This is a genomic window from Marinomonas posidonica IVIA-Po-181 (genome assembly GCF_000214215.1).
In the GTDB taxonomy this organism is placed as follows: Bacteria; Pseudomonadota; Gammaproteobacteria; order Pseudomonadales; family Marinomonadaceae; genus Marinomonas; species Marinomonas posidonica.
The window spans coordinates 1,719,567-1,738,211 of sequence record NC_015559.1 but is presented as its reverse complement, the minus strand read 5'-3'; the positions used below and the strand labels follow the sequence as shown (position 1 = coordinate 1,738,211).

Sequence of the window (18,645 nt, the reverse complement as noted above, 5' to 3'; positions counted from 1 at the left end):
CCTGAAACAGCTTTTCTTTATACTATTTAATATAATTATTTCGTTATAACGATAAATTTTGAACTTCACGGAGTGGTCGATGGAATTAAAAAGTAAGGCGGGGATGATGACGGCAATCGGTTTGTCCTGTGCTGCTGTCGCTTGGATGGTGCTTGGTGGCAATGGCATCACCGTCAGCCCAACCAACGCCAATACGATCCCGCAAGAAAATACCCTTGTTACTCAAACCAACGAAAGCAAACTTGCTTATTCGGTACAAGCCAAAACCCTGAGCGCACAAATCATTGAAGTTCACCTCCCTCTAAGTGGCCAAACCGTCGCGAATGAGACCTTAACGCTCGTCAACAACTATCAGGGCAAAGTCACCAAGTTAGCCATCGAAAAAGGCGATGAGGTAAAGCAAAATCAAGCCATTCTTTCCATCGATACCCGCACCTTAAAAAGCCAGATTGAACAAGCCAAGCTATTAATCAAGCAACGTGCTTTGGAATTAGACGGCATTAAGAAACTGAATGTGGGCAATTTGAGTTCGAAGGTCAATTTGGCTCAAGCCGAAACGGATCTGGCCTCGGCCAAATCCAGCCTAAAAGCATTAGAAATCGACCTTGAAAATGCCACTCTTACGGCGCCATTTTCCGGCATAGTAAACAGCCTAGAGGTTAAACAAGGACAAGTACTGTCCGTTGGCACACAAGTTGGCCATTTAGTGTCATTAAACCCTATAAAAATCAGCGTCAACATCCCGCAGAATAAAATCCAACAAATTCAACTCGGCACCCTTGGCAAAGTCACACTTGAATCAGGCTATGAAGCCGAAGGCGCCGTGTCTTTCATCAACACCACGGCAAACACCTCAAGTCGCACTATCCAAGTCGAAATGGAAGTGGACAACCCAGACAACAAAATATCATCAGGCTTAACCGCCAGTGTCGATTTCATTTTAGAAGAGCAAAAAGCCCATGCTTTTTCCCCCGCCCTTCTGACCTTAGATGACTCTGGCCATACGGCCGTAAAAATCATCGACATCAACAATAAGGTCAAAATCATGCCCGTGGTTATCGTCAAGTCAGAGCGTGATCAAATATGGGTCAAAGGCCTACCGAATAATGTGAATATCATCACCGTCGGTCAGGGCTTTGTGTCCGAAGGCGACACAGTTGACGCACATTATCAACTCTAACGAGGCTTTATCGTATGCAAACATTAATTGAAGCCGCTTTAGCCCGCTCTAGAACCGTAATGATGTTCTTTGTGCTGGTGCTGATTATGGGCACGGTCTCCTACATTGAGATTCCTAAAGAAAGCGACCCAGACATTACCATTCCTATGGCTTATGTTTCGGTGACATTAGATGGGATTTCACCCGAAGACGCTGACAGTTTATTGGTTCATCCACTTGAAAAAGAGCTACAAGGTTTAGAAGGGTTAAAAGAACTCAAGTCAACCGCCTCGGAAAGTCATGCTTCCATCATGTTGGAATTTGAGTCCGGCGTGGACATAGACCAAGCCATCAGCGATACCCGTGACAAGGTTGATCGCGCAAAAAGCGAACTGCCTGACGATGCTGAAGAACCCACTGTCACCGAAATAAACTTATCCACCTTTCCAGTCATTCGAGTCAACTTGTCTGGCAACGTTGATTTCGCCACGCTCAGTCAGACAGCACAACATCTACAAGATTCCATTGAAGCCATTGATGGCGTCTTAGAAGCCGACATCAGTGGTGATCGCGACCAACAAGCGCAAATTATTGTTCGACCTGAACAGCTTGAAACCTATAATCTGTCTCTGACTGAAGTGGCCAACTTTGTCGCGGGCAATAACCGCCTTGTGGCGGCAGGCAATCTGGACACGGGCGCGGGCCGGTTCTCTCTAAAAGTTCCCGGTTTGCTCAAAACCAAAGAGGACATTCTTAATCTGCCAGTCAAGGTAGACGGTGATCAAGTCGTTTTATTAGGTGATATCGCAACGGGCGAACTGACCTTTGAAGACCCAAACAGCTATGCACGTGTGAATGGCAAGCGCAGCATTACTCTTGGGGTTTCTAAGCGGGTCGGCGTTAACATTATTGAAACCATCGAAGCGGTCAAAGCCGTGGTCGAAAAAGAAAGCGAATCTTGGCCTGATGGGGTGCAATACAGCTTAACAGGTGATAAATCGGTCGATATTGAAACCTCCCTAAACGATCTCTTCAATAATGTTCTGGCCGCCACTTTACTGGTTATGATCGTCATTGTTTGGGCGTTGGGCATACGCAGCTCAATCTTAGTCGGCTTGGCCATTCCTGGGGCCTTTCTAACCGGTATTCTATTGCTCAATCTACAAGGGTTCACCATCAACATGGTGGTCTTGTTTGCGTTGATTTTGAGTGTCGGTATGCTGGTGGATGGGGCCATCGTTGTCACCGAATACGCCGATCGAAAACTCGCAGAAGGCGCATCTAAGCGTCAAGCCTACAGTGAAGCCGCGAAACGCATGGCCTGGCCTATTACCGCCTCAACAGCCACCACTCTCGCGGTCTTTATGCCATTGTTATTCTGGCCAGACATTGTCGGTGAGTTCATGCGATTTATGCCCATCACCATTATTGCGACCCTTGCCTCCTCCCTTGTTATGGCCTTGATTGTATTGCCAACCATTGGTTCAATCATTGGTAAAAAAGGCGCTTACAGTCAAAAAACCATGAACACATTGCGCATCACGGAAACGGGGGATCTAAGCCAACTAAGAGGCTTTACTGGCGCATATGGTCGAATGCTGACTCGCCTAGTAGAACACCCTATTTGGGTTTTACTTTTTACCATTACCCTACTGGTTTGCGTGCTTACCGGTTATGGTAAGTTTGGCAAAGGTGTGGAGTTCTTCCCTGATGTAGAGCCGGAATCTGCGAACTTAGACATTCGCGCTCGCGGCGATTTATCCTTGGATGAAAAAGATGCCTTAGTCAGACAAGTGGAAGCACAAGTACTTGGTACACCAGAATTGAAAAGTGTCGTGGTAAGAACCTACACCAAGCCTGGTAACAGCTCTGCTCCTGATAGCATTGGCTCAATTAGTATGGAGTTCATCGATTGGTATGAGCGTCCTCCCGCCAGCCAAATCCTAGACAAAATACGCGATAAAACCAAACAAATTCCGGGCATTGAAGTCAGTGCTGAGAAAGAGCAAGGTGGTCCACAATCCGGCGCTGATATCCAGTTACAACTAAGCTCCAGTTACAGTGAAGCGTTAAATGTCGCCGCCGACCGAATTTCCAAAGAGCTTTTGCAAAGGGATGAAATCGTCACCGTCAGCGATGATCGCTCTTTACCCGGAATCGAATGGCGAATTGACATCAACCGGGAAGAAGCGAGTCGCTACGGTGTCGATGTAAACAGCCTAGGCAATGTGATCAAGCTGGTCACCACCGGCATTACATTGAGCGATTTCTTACCTGAAGGCGCTGACGATAAGATTGATATTGTCTTACGCTACCCAGTTAATCAACGCAGCCTAGATCAGCTCGACCAGCTGCAAATACCAACTAACCAAGGCAGTATTCCTGCGAGTAACTTCATTCATCGCTATGCCGCTCCCAAACAAGGCGTCGTAATCCGTACTGATGGGAAAAAGACCATCGCCATTGACGCTGACGTGGTTGACGGACTGGTGGTGGACGAAGTCATCAAGAAAATCAAAGCCAAGCTGGATGAATCAGACCTTGGTCAAACGGTGAATTATGAGTTCCGCGGAAACACCGAAGAACAACAAAAGTCGATGATTTTCTTGGCTAAAGCCTTTGGTGTGGCCTTTTTCATCATGGCCATTATTTTGGTGACACAGTTCAATAACTTCTTCCAATGTCTACTCATCCTTAGCGCCGTGGTGTTTTCAACCATGGGGGTTTTCATCGGCTTAATGGTGAAAGGACAACCTTTTGGTGTGGTCATGAGTGGCGTTGGTGTCATTGCCTTAGCCGGCATTGTGGTGAACAACAATATTGTCCTGATCGACACCTTTAATGGCTTGCGCAAACAAGGCATGAAAGTAAGAGAAGCCGCCATTCGCACAGGTGTTCAGCGTTTGCGTCCTGTTATCTTGACGACCATTACCACCATTCTAGGCTTAGTGCCTATGGTGTTCCAACTGAACATCGACTTGGTTCACCAGTCACTCAGTGTTGGCGCCCCTTCCGCTCAATGGTGGACGCAACTGTCGACGGCCATTGCTGGTGGTTTAACGTTCGCAACGCCGCTCACTTTGATCCTAACACCCTGTCTTTTGGTATTAGGCTATCGCCGTAAAGAACGCAAACAGCTTGAAGCGTTACAAGCGGTGGACGAATCTGAGATGAGCGACTTAGTCGACACGCCTACAGGGCCGTCCGCTCCCCAGTCGATTTAGACTAATACACTGGTTGGTTTAGATCTCATTGATCAAAACCAACCAATCAAAGCACACAAAAAAAGCGGGGTTAGAAAATTCTAAGCCCGCTTTTTTATGTTTGTATATCGTTAAGGTAATTGCGTCAATGCCGCTTCCACATCCGCAATAATGTCTTCAATGTCTTCTAGTCCAACTGAGACACGAATCAGGCCTTCCGTAATGCCCGCTTTGGCTTTTTCTTCATCGGTTAGGCGACCATGGGTCGTCGTGGCCGGATGCGTCACAAGCGTCTTGCTGTCACCTAGGTTGCCGGTGATTGACATTAACTTAGTACTGTTAATGAATGCCCAAGCGGAAGGACGTCCGCCTTCTAATTCAAATGACAACAAGCCACCAAAGTCTTTTTGCTGCTGCTTGGCAAGCTGATGATACTTATGACTAGGCAAACCACCATAATTGACCTTAAGCACTTTCGGATGCGCTTCAAGGTATTCTGCCAGCTGCAAAGCACTGGCGGAATGGGCTTTCATTCGTAAGGATAAGGTTTCAAGACCATTCAGCAACACCCAGGCATTAAAAGGGCTCATACAAGGCCCAGCACTGCGCATGAAGGCAGTGAAAACATCCACAATCTCTTGACTGGCAATTAACGCCCCCCCCAAGCAACGACCTTGTCCATCAATAAACTTCGTCGCTGACTGCATGACAATATCGGCACCTTGCGTTAACGGATTTTGCAACGCGGGCGTGGCCAACACGGTATCCACACACAATAAGGCGTTTTTCGCATGAGCCAATTCCGCTACCTTGGCAACATCCACGACCTCGTACAATGGGTTCGACGGCGTCTCAAAATAACACAGGCGAGTCTTATCAGTGATCGCCGCTTGCCATGCCTCGTAATCGGTGGCGTCAACATACACCACTTCCACACCAAACTTGGTCGTGTAAGTGTTAAAAAACTTCACAGTAGAGCCAAAGATGTTACGCGAACAAACCACTCGATCGCCTGCGCTTAACAAGCTGTATGCCAAGGTCATCAAAGCCGCCATACCAGAACTGGTGGCAATCGCAGCCTCACCTTTCTCTAGAGTCGCCAAACGCTTCTCGAATAGCTCTACCGTTGGATTGGTAAAACGCGAATAAACATTGCCATCGTCATCACCTGAAAATTTGCCCGCCGCTTCTTCCGCACTGGCATAGGCAAAACTGGAGGTGACAAAAATGGCTTCGCTGTTTTCTTGCTCTTGAGTTTGACGCGTTGCCGCATGAATCGCGTTGGTTGCGTCTTTATAAGCCGACATTTTGTTCTCCACCAAACAATCTAAAACACTTTCTTAATAAAGCTTTCCAAAAAACTAAGCCAGGCGAGACCTGGCTTAGAATGAACACTAATTAGGCCCTATGAGTATTACATAGGGTGCATCATATCACTAGCTTGCACCGATTCAACGGAGGCCTTGTTTTGATCATTACGACTGCCTTCCAACTGAGTCAAATACTCTAAGTCAATGTTGCCAGCGATGTACGTCGCATCAAATACCGACGTATCAAATTCTCTTACTTCTGAGTGCTTCTCATCAATACACGCTTCGATCAAATCTTGTAAGTCTTGGAAGATCAATTTATCGGCTCCAATTAACTCACAAATCTCATCGACATTGCGATTATGAGCAATCAGCTCTTTCGCCGCTGGCATATCAATGCCGTACACATTCGGGTAACGCACTTCTGGGGCTGCTGAGGCGATGTAGACTTTTTTCGCGCCCGCTTCCCTGGCCATTTCGATAATTTCTTTACTGGTGGTACCACGTACAATCGAGTCATCGACCAATAAAACCGTTTTATCTTTAAACTCAAACGGTACTGGGTTCAGTTTCTGACGGACGGATTTTTTTCGTACCGATTGACCCGGCATGATAAAGGTACGACCAATATAGCGGTTCTTTACTAAGCCTTCACGGAAAGGGATATTCAATGTCTGCGCAATTTGCAACGCTGCGGTACGGCTGGTGTCCGGAATCGGAATCACCACATCAATGTCATGGTCTTGCCACTCACGACGAATCTTATCGGCCAAACGATCGCCCATGTTCATACGCGCTTTGTATACCGAAATGCTGTCAATCACTGTGTCCGGACGAGCAAAATACACGTACTCAAACAAGCAAGGACGAGGCACTTTCTTCGGTGTGCATTGGCGAACGTGCACATTATGATTCACATCAAAAAAGATGGCTTCACCTGGCTCAATATCACGCTCCAGTTTGAAACCCGCCGCATCCAGCGCCACACTTTCAGACGCTACCATGTATTCGATACCCGTATCGGTCTGACGTGAGCCATAAATCAAAGGACGAATACCATCTGGATCACGAAAAGCCAAAATGCCGTAGCCAGTGATCAGAGCAACCACCGCATAACCACCTTCAATACGATGATAAACACGCTCCAAAGCATTAAAGATATCATCAGGCTTAGGGATTAATTTACCTTCTTCATGAAGCTCATGAGCTAAAACATTGACCAAAACTTCAGAATCAGACGTCGTGTTTATGTGACGTAAATCCGATTCAAAGACTTCCTGCTTCAGCTTAGCGGTATTGGTTAAGTTGCCATTATGCGCCAACGAAATACCGTAAGGAGAGTTCACATAAAATGGCTGAGCTTCTGCTGAACTAGACGTACCAGCCGTAGGGTAACGAACGTGGCCGATGCCAATGTTACCCAATAATTTTTTCATATGGCGAGTGCGAAATACTTCACTCACCGGACCATTGTCTTTGCGCAAGCATAAACGTCCATTATGGCTGGTCACCATACCTGCAGCATCCTGCCCACGATGCTGAAGAAGGGTTAACGCATCAAAAATTGACTGATTAACCACCGACGTGCCTACGACACCAACGATACCACACATTATCTAGATCCTCGTGTTGGGGAATTGCGGCTTGATAAACCGCACGATTTTCTCTCTAATTTTTAACCACTTACTAAGTGATTAATTACTCAGGGCGCGCTCAATGAGAGTCGAATCAATCAGTTCCGAACTCTTGCCTAACATTTCACGCGTCCAGTCATTCAACTGCCCTAACTGAGGGATCAATTGCGATGTTTTCCAAAAATCTGTTTCTTGAATGGCTGGGCTTAAACTCAACAGGGAGACAAACGCCACCACAATTAAACTACCGCGGGCAAAACCAAACAACATGCCCATAACTCGATCGGTACTGGATAATCCAGTCACCTGAATCAATGAGCCTAACAAAAAGCTCACCAAAGCGCCGACCACTAATGAAGCAACGAACAAAGAAACAAAGGCGACGATATAGCGAATTTGGTCATTCTGCACCTGCTCAATCAGCAACGATTGCATCTGATCAGAAAACTTTACCGCCACGACAAAAGCAATCACCCAAGTTAACAGGGAAAGCACCTCCTTCACAAAGCCTCTTTTCAAGCTTAATAAAGAAGACATAACCACTACTGCAATGATCAACCAATCAACTGTTGCCATTAATAACCTTGCTCCGTGAACATGCTAAAATCGCTGGGGAGTGTATCAGATGAACACCTGATTCTAAATACTGAGGAAGACAAGTGACATTAATTCACTGAATACTTCACCACAAGCCCCGCCAAACCAAATTCTTTTTTGATGTCATCGCGAATTTTTTTCGACGTATCTCGCTTAAACTCCGGACCCACAAAGACCTTATACAAAGAGTTGGTCGTCACACTGTAAGCATCGTAATTAGCCTTATTCAGTTTCTCAACCAAACGTGTCGCATTGCTTTTACTTTTAAAGGTGGCGATTTGAACTGTCCACCGATCCGCAACTTTTTTAGGCTCAGCTTTTACCACTTTTACTGGCGCTTTCGCATCGTGTTTAGGTTGAGTCGTTTGCGGTGAAACGGATTTGGCCAGCGGAATTAACTGAATATCTTGGGGGGCTTTTTCCGCTTCTTCTGAAGCGATTTCTTGCACAGACTTAACCGGCGCAATCTTCACGACTTCAAACGCCGGTGGCTCAGAAACATCCACTTGCATATCCAGTTCAGGTGGACGCTCGCCATCTAACACTAACGGCAATACTATGGCAGCAGACAACACCATTAAGCCTGCGCCAATCAAACGATAAGTCAAACGTTTGTCAATCATAAATCATTCTTTCCCTTGGCGAACTCTAGATAGTCAGAAACCGTAACAAAAGACCCAAATACCACGACCGGACGCCCTTCTTGTTGCGCTTGCTCAATCGCGCTAACAAACGCACTGGCGATATCAGAGTAACACTGACTGATGGCATCAAGCGGATCTAAATACGCCACTAACTCTTGCGCTGTTGCCCCTCTGGGACCAGCTAAATCGGAACAATGCCAAGTCACAAAGGAGTTTGCAAGGGTCTTCACCACTGAGCCAATGTCTTTATCATGTAACATACCACATACGGCAATTGGCTGAGTCTCGAACACCGCTAATCGATGCTGTAATTCAACGGCTGCCTCTGGATTATGAGCCACATCAATATACACATCAGGCTGCTGAGACACTTGTTGAAAACGGCCTGTCAATTCAACCGTGGCAAACAACTCAATCAAATCAGATACTTGAAGCTCTAAGCCCATATAAATCAACACTGCCACCACTGTGGCTGCATTCTCTAATGGTAATGAAGGAATCGGCAAGTCATCAAATTGATGCGCTTCATTCTCCCAAGACCACGTCTTCTGATTAGCTGAAAACTGAAAATCAACGCCTTTTTGTTTTAGATCAGCACCAATATCGACGGCAGTATCAGCAATCCCTTTAGGTGGATTGACCACGCCACTGACTAACAATTTACCCTGACGCGCAATCCCAGCTTTCTCACAAGCAATGACGTTAATGTCATCACCCAACCAATCCACATGATCTAATGCAATGGAAGTCACCACCGCCACATCGGCATCAATCATATTCACCGAATCAAGACGACCACCTAAGCCCACTTCCAATACCCAATAATCCAGTTCGGACTGATCAAACACCCAAAGGGCGGCTAAGGTACTGAACTCAAAATAGGTCAATGGGATGTCGCCACGCACCTGCTCGATCAATTCAAAAGCCTGACAGATCAAAGCGTCTTCACAGGGTGAATTATTCAGCGCGATACGCTCATTGAAATCGATAAAGTGCGGGGAAGTGTAGGTACCGACAGAATGCCCTTGAGACACCAGATATTGTGTCAGCATGGCACAAGTGGACCCTTTACCATTGGTACCGGCCACTGTAATGACTTTGTGCTTAGGACGTTTTAAGCCCAATTTTGATAGGACTTGAAGCCCTCTTTCTAAACCCAATTCGATCTCAGAGGGGTGTTGGCTCTCAATGTATGAGAGCCAATCCAATAATGACGTTGGCGTCATTTAATTATGCAACCTTATGCTTGGTCAACAACGACAATACATTAAATAAGCGATCACGCATTTCTTCACGCTTAACAATCATGTCCAAGGCGCCTTTTTCCAGCAAGAATTCACTGCGCTGGAAACCTTCTGGTAATTTTTCACGAACTGTCTGCTCAATAACACGAGGACCAGCAAAACCGATCAAAGCATTTGGCTCGGCCACATTCAAATCCCCTAACATGGCCAAAGATGCCGACACACCTCCGAACACAGGATCTGTCATAACAGAAATGTAAGGAATGCCATCTTGCTTCATGCGCTCAAGACCGGCACTGGTTTTCGCCATCTGCATCAAGGAGATCAAGGCTTCTTGCATACGAGCACCACCACTGGCAGAGAAACACACCAATGGAATACGTTTTTCTAAACAAACATTCACTGCCTGAATAAAACGCTCACCGACAATGGCCCCCATGGAACCGCCAAGGAAACTAAATTCAAACGCCACCGCCACAACAGGCATGCCGTTCAATTCACCTTGCATCGCGACCAAAGCATCTTTCTCGCCCGTGGCTTTTTGCGCATCGGCGATACGATCTTTGTAACGCTTAGAATCTTTGAACTTCAATTTGTCTTCTGGCTCTAGGTGCGCACCAATTTCAGTACGACCCTCCTTGTCTAAAAAGATGTCCAAACGACGACGCGCGTTCACACGTAAATGATGGTTACACTTAGGGCAAACATCTAAATTCTTTTCTAACTCTGGGCGATACAAAACGTTTTCACATTTTGGGCACTTCTTCCAAAGACCTTCTGGCACAGAGCCAGATGACGTACGTCGTGACTCACTGCGTACAATGGAAGGTACAAATTTATCTAACCAGCTACTCATTTATTTCTCCATACTTCTGTATTTGCTGCCACTCAGGCGTCCATTTCACTACGCATCGGAGTCAAAATTGCCCCTAGAGCGTCAGCTATATATTCTTTTTGTTGATCTTTATTTTCAGCAATGCAATTCACTAATACGCTACCGACAATCACACCATCAGAGCAACGACTCACCGCGGCGGCCGTTTTTGCATCACGGATGCCAAAACCTACCCCAATCGGTAATGACGTTACACTGCGTAAAGTCTCTACATGCTGCTTAACACTGTCCACGTCCAATTCACTTGAACCTGTTACGCCTTTTACTGAAACGTAATACACATAACCAGACGCTAGGGCACAAATTTTCTTTGCTCGCTCAAGCGTGGTAGTCGGAGACAGCAAGTAAATCAGATCAATCTCATTTTGTCGGAAGCATTCTACTACATCTGTCGCCTCTTCTGGAGTCAGATCTACTAATAAAACGCCATCTACCCCAGCTTCTTTTGCTGCATCAGCAAATTCTTGATAACCAAAGAACTCAATTGGGTTTAAATAGCCCATCAAAACCACTGGGGTAGTGCTATTGCCTTGCCTAAACTCAGCAATGATTTCCAATACTTTTCGGACACTGGTGCCAGCGGCCAAACTGCGTTCACAGGCAAGCTGAATAACCGGACCATCCGCCATTGGATCAGAGAACGGCATACCGATCTCAATTACATCGGCACCCGCATCCACTAGCGCATTCATCATGGTCACTGTGTGCTTTGGAGAAGGGTCACCTGCCGTGATATATGGAATGAGCGCCTTTTTACCAGATTTTTCTAAATTTTCAAAACATTGCTTTATGCGACTCATACTTCAATCCCATCCAATTCAGCGACTGTCAAAATATCTTTATCACCACGCCCAGACAAATTCACCACAACCACTTGGTCCGGATTCATGGTCGCCGCAAGCTTCATACCATAGGCCACCGCGTGACTGGACTCTAATGCTGGCATAATGCCTTCAAGACGCGTTAAATCACGGAACGCATCCATGGCTTCATCATCATTGATGGCCACATAATTGGCACGACCAACATCTTTCAACCACGCGTGCTCTGGCCCTACACCTGGGTAATCAAGTCCAGCCGAAATTGAGTGGGTGCCGATAATTTGCCCGTCATCATCAGCCATAACATAAGTTCGATTACCATGCAGTACACCTGGACGACCAGCCGATAACGGCGCAGCATGACGACCCGTTTCCAGACCATCTCCGCCCGCTTCAACACCGTACATAGCAACAGACTCATCTTCAATGAAAGGGTAAAACATACCAATCGCATTGGAACCGCCACCAACACAAGCCACTACAGCATCTGGCAAACGACCTTCATGCTCAATACACTGTTGCTTGGTTTCACGGCCAATAATCGCCTGAAAATCACGTACTAACTTAGGGTAAGGGTGTGGACCTGCTGCGGTACCTATGATGTAAAAGGTATCATCAACATTGCCAACCCAGTAACGCATGGCTTCATTCAACGCGTCTTTCAAGGTTTGCGTTCCCGATTCAACCGGAATCACCTCTGCGCCCAACAACTTCATGCGATAAACATTTAGAGATTGACGACGAATGTCCTCCGCCCCCATAAACACCTTGCATTTCAAACCAAGGCGAGCAGCAACCGTTGCCGATGCAACACCATGCTGACCAGCCCCCGTCTCAGCAATAATATTCGGTTTCCCCATATGCTTAGCCAGCAATGCCTGACCTATGGTGTTGTTGATCTTATGCGCACCCGTGTGGTTCAGGTCTTCACGCTTTAAATAAATTTTTGCCCCACCGGCTTTTTGTGTCAGGCGTTCAGCAAAGTACAAAGGCGAAGGCCGACCCACATAATGAGCCAAATCGTAATCAAACGCCGCGTGAAAATCCGCGTCTTTTGATAAGGTCTCATACATTTTCGACAAGTCGTCTAGTGCCGACATCAGGGTTTCGGAAACAAACACACCACCATAATCACCAAAACGCCCGTGTTCATCTGGCAGATTGGTATGATTTTTCTTGCTATCCACGTTTTGCTCCCGCTATAAACTCTGTCACTTTTGAATTATTTTTAAGGCCTTTTGATTGCTCAACACCACCGCTCACATCGACAGCATAAGGGGCGACTTGAGCCACTGCCTGAGCCACATTATCAGGGGTTAAACCGCCCGCTAACACGATGGGCTTGGGCAAATTAGTCGGAATCAAAGACCAGTTAAAGGTTTCGCCTGTACCACCTGGAACGCCTTTTTTATAAGCATCCAATAAAATGGCACTCGCACTGGGGTATTGTGACACACTGTTAGCAATGTCATCACCCTCTTTCACCCGTAAAACTTTCAGATATTGACGCTGGTAAGACCGACATTCAGCCTCAGATTCATCACCATGAAACTGAATCATCCAACGATCACTTGGACCAATAACAGACTCAATCAAACTCTTTTCCGCATCCACAAACAAAGCGACTGGCACCACAAATGGCGGTAGTTGAGCGACAATGTCATTGGCCACATTTGGGCTAACGTAACGCGGACTCTTTTCATAAAACACAAAACCCAAGGCGTCAGCACCCGCTTCACACGCAGCTAACGCATCCGCTAAATTGGTAATACCACAGATTTTAACTCGACAACTCATAACTGGACTCGTCTACAAAGGGTAAAAAATGAGGGCCTAATTTGCACACAGGCACATTAAAGTGCTCTGGGTATTCTGCGTCGACAAAATACAAGCCATAAGGCGATGCTGTAATACCACCTTTCGTCCTATCTTTTGCGTCTAACACTTGCTGCGCCCATTCCAGTGGTTGCTCGCCTGCCCCAATCGTCATCAGCACTCCGGCAAAATTTCGTATCATATGATGCAGGAAAGCATTCGCCCGCACATCCAGAACAATGTACTGCCCAAGCTGATGGACATCAAAATTTAAGATAGTGCGAACTGGCGTATTGGCTTGACATCCGACCGCCCGGAAGGAAGAAAAGTCATGTGTACCAATAAAGGTCTTAGCAGCTTGTCGCATCACATTAACATCAAGTGATTTGTACGTCCAAGTCACCCCTTTTACCAAGATGGCTGGGCAAAAATCGGCTTGATATATCACATAACGATAGCGACGGCTTAATGCGCTAAATCTAGCATGAAAGTCATCGTCTACATGACGGGCTGCAACAACGGAAATATCATCAGGAAGGTAAGTATTAACACCCAGAGTCCAAGCTCGCTCACTTCGCTCGGCCTGAGTCTCAAAATGCACAACTTGTGCGCTAGCATGAACACCTGAGTCTGTGCGCCCTGCACATACTACTTTCACAGTATGATTGGCGATCACAGACAAGGCTTTTTCTAAATTTTCTTGAACACTTGGAACATCAAACTTTTGGGCTTGCCAGCCCTTATACGCTGAGCCGTTATACTCAACGACCAATACTACTTTCTTAGTCACTTGGGAACATTCGCTCCATCATACTTTGTGCTTCGGCGATTTGTTGTTCATTACCTGATTCAACCACATCTTCTAAAATGACTCGCGCACCTTCTTCGTCACCCATATCCATGTAGGCTCTTGCTAGGTCAAGTTTTGTGGCAACCTCATCACCACTGGCATCAAAGAAATCAAATTCCTCTTCGTCATCACTGATTTCTTCATCAGAGGCGGCCTCTGCTTCACCAAATGCTGGCACGTCAATTTCTTCGACTTCGTCCTGCATTCCTGCAAGTGTCTCTTCAATTGAATTCTCAACGCTGTCATCTGGTATACCACTAAAGATAGCAGACTCATCCACATCTTCTTGCTCAGTGTCTTCCAACAAATTTGACACAAAAGACTCTTCTTCACTGTCAATCTGTAGATCGTCTGGCGCGGTGAACTCTGACAGATCGTCTTCTGCCTCTGGCTCATCTAAAGCGTCAAAATCATCCGCCTCAGGCTCCATGGTTGGGATATCATCACCATCAAACGCTTCTTCTGCCACATCATCTTCATCAAGATCCAACACTGGATCCGGCAAATCGTCTATGTCTTCAAACCCAGGAAACTCTTCCTCTGGCTCGTCAGCGCTTTCAAGTATGTCTTCCGCGGCTGACTCATCCTCAAAGCCCATATCCATGTCATCAGCCACTTCTGGGAAATCTGTTGAAGCGACCTCTTCATCAAAAGAGTTAAAATCCTCTGGCTCATCTTCTTCTGGCGTATCAAAATCGAATGCAAAAGGATCTTCTTCCGCTATATCCTCTTTCACGTCCAGTTCATCAGTTGTCTCATCCAACGCCACGGCCGCCGCAACAGGAGCCACCGCCGCCGCAGTTGATAAATCAAATTCATCCTTTTTTGAGTTTTCTAGTCCCTCAGCTTGCTTCTTACCTGCACGACGCATAATTAAGCCAATCAAGAAGCCTAATAGAAGCAATACCCCAGCCCCAATCGCCATAATAATAGGGTTACCGAAAATCGTATTCATCAAAGAGTTCGCTTCAGCTAGCTCTTTTTCTCGACGAATCTGATCCGCCTCTAAAAGCTGATCGACGGTATTTTTTTGCTCTTGTAGAGCCTGTTGAGCACTGGCAAATTGCTGCTGCAATTCCGCCATTTGTTTGTCTTTTAGACTGATCAGTTTTTCAAGCGTTTCTAATTGCTTGTTTAGGTCTGTGAGCTTGTCAGATAACTCACCTTTCTCACGCTTTTCTTTGTCTAGCATTTCTTGTGACGCAGACAGCTCACTCTTTAACGAGTCCACCATCGCACTATTACTGTCACCCGCGTTTGAACTGGATTCTTTTTCAGGCAGCACACTTTGGCCCGACGCCAAGGTTAATTGATCGCCGGTTTTCTCCGCCGCACTCGCCGCTGGCTTAGCCTTGGCCTGAGTATTAAGTTGTGCTTGCTCAACATTTCCTTGATCGCCTTTGGTCGCCTTTAAGGCCATCCAAGCCGCATGTTGTCGCTGAAATTCGGCTTTGGAAACATTATTGTTAAACAGGGCAATTTGCTCTTGTGTTGGAAGACGCAGCACGGCCCCCTCTTTCAGCAAATTAATGTTCTCAGAATAGAAAGCGTCTTTGTTCAACGCCTGAATCGCCATCATGGTTTGATAAATGGTCAATTGATTCGTCGGACGATTACGGCCAGCGATAGACCAAAGGGTATTACCTTTGACCACATCCAATTCGCTTTGAATAGGCATCTTCTCAGCCGTCGACGTTGCCTCTGTAAACACAGATGCATCCGTTGCTTGATTTGCGGTAGGAGTCGGCGTTGACGTCACTGGTGCCGCTTGCACCACCTCACTTTGCGCTTTATCAACCAATGCGGTCTGATTAAGTGGAACTTGATACTCTCGTACCACTTGGCCACTTGGCCAGCGAGCAGCCAGCACAAAATGCAATTCATCAACCATCAAAGGACGATCGGAGGAGACAGAAACGATGAAGTCGCCGTTATCCTGCGCCACATCAAACTTCAATTGAGATAAAACACGGGTCGGCATAAAGCCAGCCTGACGGAATTCACTTTCGCTGCCTAAGCGCACCAAAATATCGTCACTGGTTAATGCGCCCACATCAGAAAGCTCAATTTTCCCGCGGTATGGCTCGTTTAAGCTTGACTGCGAGGTTAACTCACCCAACTCTAGCGCGTAACTGCTGGAGACATACAAAGCTCCAGACACAGCAATACTGACGAGGGTTTTTCTGAGCATAAGCTTCCCTTTATTTACAAATAACGGACACAAATATTAAACAAGTATCTTACACAGGTGAGCATTTATCAATAGCTTTAGAATCAATGGTTTGGACTAAATGAGTTGGGCCTTCATTTTCGTTCAATATTTACACAAAAGTCGCATTCCCAAAAACAAAATAACGATCCCTAAATACCCCTTTAGAAAACTAAGTCCACTCTGATACAAAACGGTCTTTGAAATAAAAACCTTGCACATAATCCACCCCGATGTGATGAGCAAATGCCAGATCAGACTCCTCTTCCACTCCTTCCAACACCACTTTTTTACCGGTCACCTTAGCAAAGTCGATCATTTTTTCAACGAACACCATAAAATTAGCATCTAATCTTTGTTCTAGCACACATTTATCCAATTTAACCCATTCAACTAACTGTAGCACCGCAACTGACAGCATGGATTTAGGGTTACATAAGTCATCCAAAGCCGTTCTGACACCAAGCTTATTAAACACTTCAATCATAGACAAACTCATTAAAGCATCACTCATTGCTGAATTCTCAATCAATTCAACAATGACTCGATCTTGGTCATGATCTTGGATTAACTCTATGAAAGGATTATCTTCGACGTCTGTCCCACACGCATAAAAGGCATCCTGATCCAGATTTACAAACACCCTTTGCTGACGGGACAATCCTTCCAGCTGAATGCGTTTTTGCGCCAACTCAACTTGCAATAATAGCAGCGGGTTATCATGCAAAGCCGCATACACAAAGTCAGGACGAATCAAACTACCATCCGCCATTCTAAAACGTGATAACGCTTCATACGCGTACGCATCACCACTCTTTAATTCAATAATCGGTTGAAACTCCACCCCAAAACGTTGTGACTCAATTAACTCTAATAACTTTCTATTGGATAACATTCTATACAAGCCATATCTAACCACTAAAAAAGGCTAATGATAATGATACCCATATAGACAAAAGGCAAGACAAGCCGCTCAAAAAAATGCAATTTTATAAGTATTTTCAAAACCTTACTAACAATCCCTTAGTGAAATGAATGCGTTTCAAAGCTCAAAAACAAGCATTATCAGCAGAAACCACAATGTAAAGAAGTGTCTATTCACTTTTCGCTCCAATTGAGAAAAGATATCATTTATCAATATCGCCTAACCATCTTCACTCTTAAGGAATGTATGAAAAAACTACTAAGCGCATTAACCGTTTCTTTAATTGGCTTATCCAGTGCCAACGCCGCAGACGCTCTGCAGAATCATTACACCCTTGAGAAAAACATTCGCTTTAAGCAAGTTGATAACAAAGACATCAAACTGGACATCTACCTCCCCACGATTAAACCCGACCAAAAACATCCACTATTGGTCTGGGTTCATGGTGGCGCTTGGAAACGTGGCAGCAAAGACGCCATTCCCAATAAAAATCCACTGCTTCTAAACTCAGTATTAAAAGAAGGTTACGCTTTAGTTTCGGTTGATTATCGACTCAGCGGCGACGCCAGCTTTCCTGCCCCAGTGCAGGACATTAACGACGCCATCAACTTTATTCATAAACACGCTGACGCTTACAATCTAAAAGCCGATGAATTAGTGATAATGGGGCGATCAGCCGGCGGCCACTTGGCTGGCTTTATTGGTGCCACGAACGCCGCTTATGAGAAGGTCGATTTTTACGCTCAACCCAACTACCAAGTCAAAGCGGTAGTCAGCTTCTTTGGGCCTACGGACCTACTTGCTATGGGCACCAAAGGCGGCAAGAAAGTCGGCCCAAGATCCTCTGTTTCCATGTTTCTTGGTAGCGCTCCCACTGACAATCCAAAATTAGCCAAACAAGCCTCTTCCACTAGCTACATCAATGCCAATTCGCCAGCTTACATCCAACTGCACGGCGATCAAGACAAACGCGTTCCCTTGTCACAAAGTGAGAGCCTCAAAGCCTTGCTGGATCAATACGGTGTCGACAACGAACTATACGTAGAACAAGGCGTTGGCCACAGCGCCCGTATTTTTGACAGTGAAAAATACGTCCCTAACGTCATGGCATTCTTGAAAAAGCACTTTCCAGTGAATCAATAAACGATCCATCTATATGGTTCAATTTAACTAAATTATAAGTCTAGCGTTAGAGATGGAGTGATTGAACGAGAACAACAGGTCATAAGTCGAGAGTTCCTTGCTCTTTCATCTTCTGTAAGAACATAATCCTTATGATCAGCTTTGCCATCTAAGGAAGGTGCAAACAAGTCCTCTTGCCTCGGCAATTGCTCCTGCG

The 18,645-nt window shown here is 45.9% G+C and carries 15 protein-coding genes; 3 read left to right on the top strand and 12 right to left on the bottom strand.

Features of this window, described 5'->3' with window-relative positions:
* The first annotated feature begins 79 nt into the window (after positions 1-79).
* The gene (locus MAR181_RS08190; protein ID WP_013796127.1) at positions 80-1,180 is read left to right on the top strand and encodes an efflux RND transporter periplasmic adaptor subunit; all 1,101 of its coding nucleotides are present in this window, start codon (positions 80-82) and stop codon (positions 1,178-1,180) included.
* 14 nt (positions 1,181-1,194) lie between these two features.
* Positions 1,195-4,383, top strand: a complete 3,189-nt coding sequence (locus MAR181_RS08185) for an efflux RND transporter permease subunit (protein ID WP_013796126.1) — start codon at positions 1,195-1,197, stop codon at positions 4,381-4,383.
* Between the two features lie 110 nt (positions 4,384-4,493).
* Here MAR181_RS08185 and MAR181_RS08180 read toward each other — a convergent pair whose 3' ends face one another.
* From MAR181_RS08180 to MAR181_RS08125, 12 genes are all read right to left on the bottom strand, one after another.
* Positions 4,494-5,669: an O-succinylhomoserine sulfhydrylase gene (locus MAR181_RS08180; protein ID WP_013796125.1), complete on the bottom strand. Its 1,176-nt coding sequence runs from the start codon at positions 5,667-5,669 to the stop codon at positions 4,494-4,496.
* Positions 5,670-5,776: 107 nt separating this feature from the next.
* Entirely contained in the window at positions 5,777-7,285 is a 1,509-nt protein-coding gene (purF, locus tag MAR181_RS08175; RefSeq protein WP_013796124.1) for an amidophosphoribosyltransferase, read from the bottom strand.
* A gap of 81 nt (positions 7,286-7,366) precedes the next feature.
* A complete protein-coding gene (locus MAR181_RS08170; RefSeq protein WP_013796123.1) occupies positions 7,367-7,882 on the bottom strand; it encodes a CvpA family protein in 516 nt (171 codons plus the stop codon).
* 89 nt (positions 7,883-7,971) lie between these two features.
* Complete coding sequence (locus MAR181_RS08165; RefSeq protein ID WP_013796122.1) at positions 7,972-8,526, bottom strand: SPOR domain-containing protein; 555 nt, start codon at positions 8,524-8,526, stop codon at positions 7,972-7,974.
* A complete protein-coding gene (gene folC / locus MAR181_RS08160; RefSeq protein ID WP_013796121.1) occupies positions 8,523-9,773 on the bottom strand; it encodes a bifunctional tetrahydrofolate synthase/dihydrofolate synthase in 1,251 nt (416 codons plus the stop codon). Before folC ends, MAR181_RS08165 begins: the two co-directional genes overlap by 4 nt.
* Before the next feature lie 4 nt (positions 9,774-9,777).
* Complete coding sequence (accD, locus tag MAR181_RS08155) at positions 9,778-10,647, bottom strand: acetyl-CoA carboxylase, carboxyltransferase subunit beta (protein ID WP_013796120.1); 870 nt, start codon at positions 10,645-10,647, stop codon at positions 9,778-9,780.
* 32 nt (positions 10,648-10,679) lie between these two features.
* Positions 10,680-11,486 carry a tryptophan synthase subunit alpha gene (trpA, locus tag MAR181_RS08150; RefSeq protein ID WP_013796119.1) on the bottom strand — a complete coding sequence of 269 codons (807 nt, stop codon included), beginning with the start codon at positions 11,484-11,486 and terminating at the stop codon, positions 10,680-10,682.
* Entirely contained in the window at positions 11,483-12,694 is a 1,212-nt protein-coding gene (gene trpB, locus MAR181_RS08145; protein ID WP_013796118.1) for a tryptophan synthase subunit beta, read from the bottom strand. The genes trpA and trpB overlap by 4 nt, the downstream gene beginning before the upstream one ends.
* Positions 12,687-13,304, bottom strand: coding sequence for a phosphoribosylanthranilate isomerase (locus MAR181_RS08140; RefSeq protein WP_013796117.1), 618 nt, complete (start codon positions 13,302-13,304; stop codon positions 12,687-12,689). Before MAR181_RS08140 ends, trpB begins: the two co-directional genes overlap by 8 nt.
* Complete coding sequence (gene truA / locus MAR181_RS08135; RefSeq protein WP_013796116.1) at positions 13,288-14,112, bottom strand: tRNA pseudouridine(38-40) synthase TruA; 825 nt, start codon at positions 14,110-14,112, stop codon at positions 13,288-13,290. The genes MAR181_RS08140 and truA overlap by 17 nt, the downstream gene beginning before the upstream one ends.
* Positions 14,105-16,363, bottom strand: coding sequence for a FimV/HubP family polar landmark protein (locus tag MAR181_RS08130; protein WP_013796115.1), 2,259 nt, complete (start codon positions 16,361-16,363; stop codon positions 14,105-14,107). Before MAR181_RS08130 ends, truA begins: the two co-directional genes overlap by 8 nt.
* A 190-nt stretch (positions 16,364-16,553) precedes the next feature.
* Positions 16,554-17,276: an EAL domain-containing protein gene (locus tag MAR181_RS08125; RefSeq protein WP_013796114.1), complete on the bottom strand. Its 723-nt coding sequence runs from the start codon at positions 17,274-17,276 to the stop codon at positions 16,554-16,556.
* A gap of 276 nt (positions 17,277-17,552) precedes the next feature.
* Between MAR181_RS08125 and MAR181_RS08120 the strand changes: the two genes are divergently transcribed.
* Positions 17,553-18,449, top strand: coding sequence for an alpha/beta hydrolase (locus MAR181_RS08120; RefSeq protein WP_013796113.1), 897 nt, complete (start codon positions 17,553-17,555; stop codon positions 18,447-18,449).
* The last annotated feature ends 196 nt before the right edge of the window (positions 18,450-18,645 follow it).